General features: G+C 70.9%; 7 protein-coding genes. 5 read left to right on the forward strand and 2 right to left on the reverse strand.

Annotated elements, in window-relative coordinates; genetic code table 11:
* Nucleotides 1-2 precede the first annotated feature (2 nt).
* A complete protein-coding gene (locus tag ACLL9L_RS14250; RefSeq protein WP_411285321.1) occupies nt 3-1781 on the reverse strand; it encodes a hypothetical protein in 1779 nt (592 codons plus the stop codon).
* 235 nt (nt 1782-2016) lie between these two features.
* On the opposite strand from ACLL9L_RS14250, the gene ACLL9L_RS14255 reads away from it, so the two are divergent.
* On the forward strand, nt 2017-2763 hold the full coding sequence (locus tag ACLL9L_RS14255) for a type II CAAX prenyl endopeptidase Rce1 family protein (RefSeq protein ID WP_411285322.1): 747 nt from the start codon (nt 2017-2019) through the stop codon (nt 2761-2763).
* Nucleotides 2764-2810: 47 nt separating this feature from the next.
* Here the strand turns inward: ACLL9L_RS14255 and ACLL9L_RS14260 are convergent, their stop codons facing one another.
* On the reverse strand, nt 2811-3320 hold the full coding sequence (locus ACLL9L_RS14260; protein ID WP_411285323.1) for an OsmC family protein: 510 nt from the start codon (nt 3318-3320) through the stop codon (nt 2811-2813).
* A gap of 119 nt (nt 3321-3439) precedes the next feature.
* Here ACLL9L_RS14260 and ACLL9L_RS14265 point away from each other — a divergent pair, with 119 nt between their 5' ends.
* The 4 genes from ACLL9L_RS14265 to ACLL9L_RS14280 all read left to right on the forward strand — a co-directional run.
* A complete protein-coding gene (locus ACLL9L_RS14265; RefSeq protein ID WP_411285324.1) occupies nt 3440-3589 on the forward strand; it encodes a hypothetical protein in 150 nt (49 codons plus the stop codon).
* Nucleotides 3590-3644: 55 nt separating this feature from the next.
* Nucleotides 3645-5114: an NAD-dependent malic enzyme gene (locus ACLL9L_RS14270; protein WP_411285325.1), complete on the forward strand. Its 1470-nt coding sequence runs from the start codon at nt 3645-3647 to the stop codon at nt 5112-5114.
* Nucleotides 5115-5240: 126 nt separating this feature from the next.
* Nucleotides 5241-6218, forward strand: coding sequence for a pirin family protein (locus ACLL9L_RS14275; RefSeq protein WP_411285326.1), 978 nt, complete (start codon nt 5241-5243; stop codon nt 6216-6218).
* A 328-nt stretch (nt 6219-6546) separates the two neighbouring features.
* On the forward strand, nt 6547-7682 hold a 1136-nt coding region (locus ACLL9L_RS14280; RefSeq protein WP_411285327.1), incomplete at its 3' end, for a coiled-coil domain-containing protein.

Consider the following 7682-nt stretch of genomic DNA (forward strand, 5'->3'; position numbering starts at 1 on the left):
GGTCAACCGTCCGTCAGCAACATGTTGTCGATGGTGGCCGTCGCCGACGACCCGGCGGCGCCGCTCCATACGATCCCCAGGGCGCCCTTGACGGCGAGCTCGCTGAGCCCGGTCCAGGTCGCCGATGCGGCCGGGGGTCGCGGGTCGGTCGTGGCCCAGATCCGCACCTCGAGGCTCGCTGCGGCGAGGACGAACTCGAACCGGTATGCCGTGTTGGCCGCGATGACCGGGACGGTGTAGCTCGCGCCCATGGAGACGTCGGCCCGCCCGCTCCTGCGCCGCGACACCGAGAGGGACCGTCCCGGAAGGGAGAGCTCCGCGAGGTAGAGGTCTGCCGAGTCGATGGTGGCGTCGGCGGTCTGGGCCCTCAGGGCGACCCTGAGCGAGGCCCCGGCCGTCACGGTGGAGAACGCTACGTCGAAGTCGACGTGCGTGTTCAACGTCGCTGCGGTGCGGGGGACGACCACCACCCGCCCGGCGCCGGCGTTGCTGCCGGACAGGCCCAGGCGGAGGGTGTTGGACTGGATCGCGCTGCTGCCCCCGTTGGCGCCGGCGGTGAAGAACGTCGTGCGGTCCAGCGTGAGGCTGTCGCTCCTCATGAAGGAGTCGCTGTAGGGCAGCGGCTGGGGGCTCGCCCTCATCACCGCCGAGTGGGCCACCAGGTCGGTGTAGCCGGCGCCCTGCTCGGAGTTCTCGGCCGGGACATACATCTCGTAGCGGTCGCGGTGTTCGCCGGCAGCCGGGACGAGCAGTGCCCAGGGCAGGGCTGCGGAGACGTGGATGGTGTTCTCGATGGTGCTGATGAAGTCTGCGCGGGCAGGGGTCGTCGGCGGGGCCGGAGAGCCGTTGTTCGAGGCGTTGGTCCAGTCGTACTCCCCGACCATGTAGACCTTGCCGGCGGCGGCCGCGGCGGCGGCATCGTCCCTGACCCACGCCGAGTCCATCCGCTGCGCGTCGTAGAAGTGTCCGCTGACGAAGTCGATGTTGGGGTCGGTCAGGGCGACGTTGGCCGCGGTGACGTGCAGACCGGACGCCCCGGACCCGTCCCCGATCAGGGCGTTCGGGGCGAGCGACCGCAGGTGGGCGGCAATCTGCACCGTCCACGCCCGGGGCGCGTCCCACAGCTCGTTGCCGGTCTCCCAGAAGGCGATCGTCGGGTCGGCGCCCCACCGGACGCCGGTGACGCTGTTGACCCGGTTGAGTAGGCCTGTCAGATAGGCCTTGTGCGCGTTGATCACGCTCTGGTTGACGTAGAAGTCGCCGATGGTGGCGTTCGAGCCGAGGACCATCCTGGCCAGGGTCAGGGCGCCGCCGTGGTAGTAGTCCCATCGGTCCGTGGTGGGCACCCACAGGTAGACCCCCTTCGCTGCGGCGGCGGCGACGACCATGTCCGCCTGCCGGAACGCCGCCTCGTCGAAGCTGCCGATGCCCGGCATGATGGTGCGCGGAGTCGACGTCCGCTGGGAGTTGCCGACGGAGATGCCGAGGGTGTGGACCCTGGCGAGGTTGCCGCCGGAGCCGAGCAACGCGTCGAAGGCGGTGTCGACGACCCCTCGCGTCGGCCAGGTCGCGGCCCCGGTGGAGTCCCTGACGTTGTCGTTCAGCCCGAGCCAGTAGAGGTTGTGCCCAGCGAACCGCCTCCGGGCACCGTTGACCTGCAGCTCATTACCGACGCGGGTGATGCGTGGCGGGAGCCGTCCGCGCACGGAGGCGGTCGGCACCGGGAGGAACGCAGGGGGGCGCCGGGTGCCGGCTCGAAGCAGGGTGGACAGGGCTGACACGGGGATCTCCTGCTGGCCGGGACGAGGGGGAGGGCGGTTGACTCTCAAGACGAGAACTGCGTGACCTATTTATCCTTAATCATACACTTTGTCCGTTCACCGTGCCCGGAAGTCGACATTCTCATCCGGAGCAGCTCGTCGGCGCCGTCGAGCGGGTCTCAGGCCCGACGGAAGGAGTCAACCCGGGTCGCTTAGGCTTCAAGAATCCGACCTCCGCGAAGAGATGGTGATGGCTGTGGCGGGAGACAAGGCATCAGCCCTGGAGCCGGTGCGCGAGCTGGGCCGGTTCCTGCGCGCGTCCCTGCTGCAGCCGGTGCCGCGCGACCACCGACAGAGCGACGCGGCCTTCCACCGGCGCCGGGTCGTCGCCGCGGTGACGATCGTCCTCGGCGCCGTGCTGCTCGGGCTGTCGCTCAACATCCCCCCGGGAGACAACCGCTTCTATCTGGCCACCTTTGCGCTGGCGGCCGTCTGGACCGTCGGGGCCTTCGCGTCCGGTCCCCTCTACCTCGGTCGGGCCAACACGCGCAGCGGCGAGCGCTTCGCCAGGCCGGTGCTCCAGCCCCTCCTCCTGGGCGTCGCCGCCGTCGGGGTGTTCACCCTCGGCGCGGTCATCGTGGCGCACATCCCGTTCCTGAGGGACAGCATCAACGCGGTCCTCGACCATGCCCGGTTCGGCTCTCTGGCCGTGGTTGCCGTCATCACCCTCGTCAACGGCATCGCCGAGGAGCTGTTCTTCCGCGGGGCGCTCTTCGCGGCCATCGGGGTGAAGTACCCGGTCGTCCTCTCCACCGGGATCTACGCCCTCACGACCGTCGCCGGGGGCAACATCATGCTCGTCTTCGCCGCCCTCGTCCTCGGCCTTCTCGTCGGGTTGCAGCGTCGCGTGACCGGCGGGGTGCTGGCACCGATGCTCACCCACTGCACCTGGTCGTTGGGCATGCTCCTGGTCCTGCCGACCCTCCTCGAACGGCTGGGCTGACACAGCGGCAGGCCACGGCATACCTCCGCCGTATGCCGTGGGGAGCCTTAGCCCATGGCGCGGACGACGATCTCCGGGGCGGACCTCAGGCTCTGTCCGACGACGCAGTAGCGCTCGGTCAGTGTCGCGAGCTTCGCGAGTGTGGCCTCGTCGGCGTCCGTCTCCAGCTCGATCGTGACCGTGATCGGACCGACGCCGACGGGGGCCTCACGGTCGATGCCGAGGGTCCCGCGCGCGTCGAAGCTGCTCAGCGCGTGGATCCGGGCCGAGGCCACCGGGACGCCCATGGCCGTCGCGACGCTGCGACAGGTGACCCCGGCGCACGCGATCAGGGCCTCCAGCAGCATGTCGCCCGAGCACGCGTCCGTGCCGTCACCCCCGGTGGCGGCGTGGAGCCCTGCGCGGACCGGGCCGGCCCAGCTGCCCACGGTGGTCGTGATCCCGGCCTCGTCGAACGTCCCGTCCGCCTGAAGGGGGGTGCTGGCGGACGTCGGGTCGTCGCGATAGCGCTGCTTGAGGGGGGCCTGGAGGGAGCGCAGGTCAGCGGATGTCGTCATCGGTTCACGCTACCCCCGCCGCCCTCGCATAGTCCGATCGAGCCATCTTTGGTCAAGGGCTGGTCAAGGCCGGGGGGACTAGCGGGAAAAGCGGACTCGGGCCGGTTAGCGTCTCCCTCATGAACGTGGACCTGGGACTGGGTGAGCTCCTCGACGAGGCGCTGCGCGAGGAGATCGAACTCATCGGCGAGCTGGTCATCGCGGCCGCCGCCTGCCCCGGTCGGATGGGGCACGCCGAGCTCGACCTGGTCCTCGGGGTCTGCCGCTGACGGCAGGCTGACGCCATACCTCGTTGACCAGGCCGGGGCATGGAAGGATCGGGCCATGCCGACCGACAGCGAAGACCAGAGTCCCGACGAAGCCGACGTCACGCGCCGGCAGACGATCCAGCGGGCGCGGGCCACGACCGGTTCCTACTCGATCACGGTCCGGGTCCACACCGGTGTCGACCCGGCCGTTATCGGTGAGCTCGCGACGGCGGTCTCGCACTCCGGGGGGATCACGACGGCCCTCGACATCGTGGAGTCGCGGCACGACCGGCTCGTGATTGACCTGACCTGCTCGGCCTCCAACGGCGACCATGCCAACGAGGTCGTCGACGCCATCCGCGAGGTCCCGGGCGTGACGGTGCACAAGGTGTCAGACCGCACCTTCCTGCTCCACATCGGCGGCAAGATCAGCGTCGAGCCGACCGTGGCCCTGCGCACCCGCGACGACCTGTCGATGGCCTACACCCCGGGTGTCGGCCGGGTGAGCATGGCCATCGCCGAGCACCCCGAGGACGTCTCGCGCCTGACGATCAAGGGCAACTGCGTCGCCGTGGTGACGGACGGAAGCGCCGTCCTCGGCCTGGGCAACATCGGGCCGGCAGCCGCGATGCCGGTGATGGAGGGCAAGGCCGCCCTGTTCAAGCGGTTCGCGAACATCGACGCGTGGCCGATCTGCCTCGACACCCAGGACGTCGACGAGATCGTGCGGACCGTGCAGATCATCTCGCCCGGCTTCGGTGGCATCAACCTCGAGGACATCGCGGCCCCGCGCTGCTTCGAGATCGAGGCCAAGCTGCGCGCGCTGCTCGACATCCCCGTCTTCCACGACGACCAGCACGGGACGGCGATCGTCGTGCTCGCTGCCCTGCGCAACGCGCTGCGGTGCATCGACAAGCCGATCGAGGACGCGCACATCGCCGTCTCGGGCGCCGGGGCCGCCGGCTCGGCGATCGTGACGCTGCTCCTCGCCGCCGGCGCGCACGACATCGTCGTCTGGGACCGTGAGGGCATCCTCAACCAGGACGACACGGCCCTGCCAGCCGCCAAGCTCTCCCTGGCGGGCAGGACCAACCCCCGCGGCCTGACCGGCACGCTGCGCGACGCGGTCAAGGGCGCCGACGTCTTCATCGGCGTAAGCGCCCCCAACGTCCTGCACCCCGACTGGATCGACGAGATGGCGCCCAAGCGCATCGTCTTCGCCCTCGCCAACCCCGACCCGGAGGTCGACATCGCCGAGGCGTCCAGGCGCGCCACGGTCGTGGCCTCGGGCCGCTCCGACTACCCCAACCAGATCAACAACGTCCTAGCCTTCCCCGGGGTCTTCCGCGGGCTGCTCGATGCGCGGGCCAAGAACGTGACGACCGAGATGCTCCTGCGCGCCGCCGACGCGATCGCCTCGGTCGTCACCGCCGAGCAGCTCAACCCCAACTACATCATTCCCAGCGTCTTCGACCCGGACATCGTCAAGACGGTCGCGGCAGCGATCGTCGGACCCAAGGACCGGGCTCTCTCCACCGGCCAGTGAGCCGAGCAGGGGGTATGCCGCCCGCTCCCGTTCCCGCGCCCCGCTCCCGCGCCCAGCTCCGGGAATGTCTGGCGATGCGACGGCGTTCCGAGATAGTTGAAATCGAAACTACCTGAGGAGATCACCGTGCCCGCTGTGACCGTTCCCGACCTCACCGTCCTGCCCCGGGTGTCAGCGCCGGGCGTGGCTGCGGCGTCCCGCCCCGTGGTGTCGATCACCTCCGCCCCGAGCGGCACGGAGGGCGAGGGATTCCCCGTCAAGCGGGCCTTCGCCGGGGTGGACCTCAGCGTGCTCGACCCCTTCATCCACCTCGACGAGATGGGCGAGGTCGACTACGCCCCGGGGGAGCCCAAGGGCACGCCGTGGCACCCGCACCGCGGGTTCGAGACGGTGACCTACATCATCGACGGGATCTTCGACCACCAGGACTCCTACGGGGGCGGCGGGTCGATCACCGATGGCGACACCCAGTGGATGACGGCCGGATCGGGGCTGCTGCACATCGAGGCACCGCCGGAGCACCTCGTCGTCTCGGGCGGCCTCTTCCACGGCTTCCAGCTGTGGGTCAACCTTCCCCGGGTCGACAAGATGAAGGCGCCCTCCTACCAGGACCTGAGGTCGCGCGACGTGGCGCTGGCCACCTCCGCCGACGGCGGCACCCTCCTGCGGGTCATCGCCGGTGACGTCGCCGGTCTCCAGGGCCCGGGGTCCACGCACACGCCGATGGCGATGCTCCACGCCACCCTGGCGCCCGGGGCCGAGCTGGACCTACCCTGGCGCCCGGACTTCAACGCGCTCGTCTACGTCATGGCCGGCGACGGGTTCGTGGGACCACAGCAGGCGCCGATCTCCGCCGGTCACCTCGCGGTGCTCGGCGCGGGCGACGCGCTGCGGATCTCGGCCGCCCAGCGCCAGCAGCAGCGCTACGCGACCGGGCTCGAGGTGCTCGTCCTCGGCGGCCAGCCCATCCGGGAGCCGATCGCCTGGGCGGGGCCGTTCGTCATGAACACCCGCGACGAGGTGGTGCAGGCGTTCGAGGACTTCCAGGCGGGCCGTCTCGGGCAGCCGCTGCCGCACGCAGAGGTGGGGGACCCGGTCGGCTGAGCGGCCACCCCGACGGGTCCGCCGACTCGGCACCGACGGGGCCATCAGGCGTGCTCCGCGCCGGATCGCCGTGTCTGCTGTCCGATTTGTCGTTTTGTTACCAAGCCGTGACCACCGATGGACGGGCGTTCGAATCGGCGCACTGACCTGCGGAAAAACACGTCTGTCATTCGACGGATCCCATCCATGTAATTCTTGAATGAGCCGTGTTCCCAGTGGGATTCGAGTGATCACTGTTTCGCGTGTGGCGCATGAGCCCTAGTCTCTGACTCGCCTTCACGTCCGCCTGTCAAGGGCGACACGCCGTCAGAGACCCAAGGGGTAGTCCGTGCCCGACCGTCAGCGCCCCACCCGCAGCGTCGCCCGCCTCGCCCTGACCTCGCTCTCGGGGATTGCGCTCCTGGCTTCCGTCGCCACGCCAGCGTGGGCCGACCAGCCCAACCCGGTCTATCCGTCGTCGGACCAGGTCGTCGGCGCCCGGGCGGCCGTCCAGGATGCTGCTGGTCAGGTGGCTCAGCTCGACCAGCAGCTCGCGACCTCGCGCACCGCGGTCAGCACCCTCCAGCAGGGCGCCGCGGATGCCGGCGAGGCGGCCAACGGCGCCAAGATCGACCTCGAGACCGCCACCGCTGCCAGCACCGTCGCACGCGACAAGGCCAGCGAGGCCCGGACCAGGGCGGACGAAGCCAGCCTGACGCTGTCCCGCTATGCCGCCGAGGTCTACCAGGGAGGTGGCGGCACGAGCCAGCTCGACGTCTTCTTCGGTGGTGGCGGCCCCCAGGACGTCATCGACCGTGCCGCCGGCGTCGACGCGGTCGGCGGTGAGCGGGTCCGCATGCTCCAGGAGGCCGAGTCCACCAGGCTCGTGGCCCAGTCGCTCCAGCAGCAGGCCACCGAGGCGGAGGCCCGGCGGGTCACCGCCGCCACGGCAGCGCAGACGGCCGCGGAGAAGGCCAGGAAGGTCGCCAGCACCGCCGTGGTCGTCGCCGCGCGCCTCGAGACCGAGCAGCAGCAGATGACCACCCAGCTCGCGGCCCTCCGCAACACCTCCGTGCAGCTCGAGCAGCAACGCCAGGCCGGTCTGGCAGCCGAGGAGGAGCGTCGTCGCGAGGAGGCCAACCGCCGAGCAGTGGAGGCCGCCGCCGCGGCAACGGCCCAGAAGGCCGCTGCCGATGCCGCCGCAGCACAGGCCGCCGCGCAAGCCGCCGCCGACGTCGTGGCCCGGGACGCCCGCACCGCGCGGGACCGGGCGGACGCCGAGGCTGCCCGCCGAGCCGCGGACCAGGCGAGGCAGCAGCAGCAACAGCAGACGTTGCCGCAATCCCCCGCACCCGCACCCGTCCCGGCACCGCCGCGTCCCGCCCCGGCACCGGCCCCGCCGCACCCCGCACCGGCCCCCGTCCCCGCACCGGCCCCCGCCCCCGCACCGGCCCCCGTCCCCGCACCGGCCCCCGTCCCCGCACC

It is taken from the genome of Lapillicoccus sp. (genome assembly GCF_046595215.1).
In the GTDB taxonomy this organism is placed as follows: Bacteria; Actinomycetota; Actinomycetes; order Actinomycetales; family Dermatophilaceae; genus Lapillicoccus.

Coding starts and splice junctions, on each gene's coding strand:
- ACLL9L_RS14260 (WP_411285323.1), bottom strand. CDS start 3,320: ATGACGACATCCGCTGACCTGCGCTCCCTCCAGGCCCCCCTCAAGCAG.
- ACLL9L_RS14265 (WP_411285324.1), top strand. CDS start 3,440: ATGAACGTGGACCTGGGACTGGGTGAGCTCCTCGACGAGGCGCTGCGC.
- ACLL9L_RS14270 (WP_411285325.1), top strand. CDS start 3,645: ATGCCGACCGACAGCGAAGACCAGAGTCCCGACGAAGCCGACGTCACG.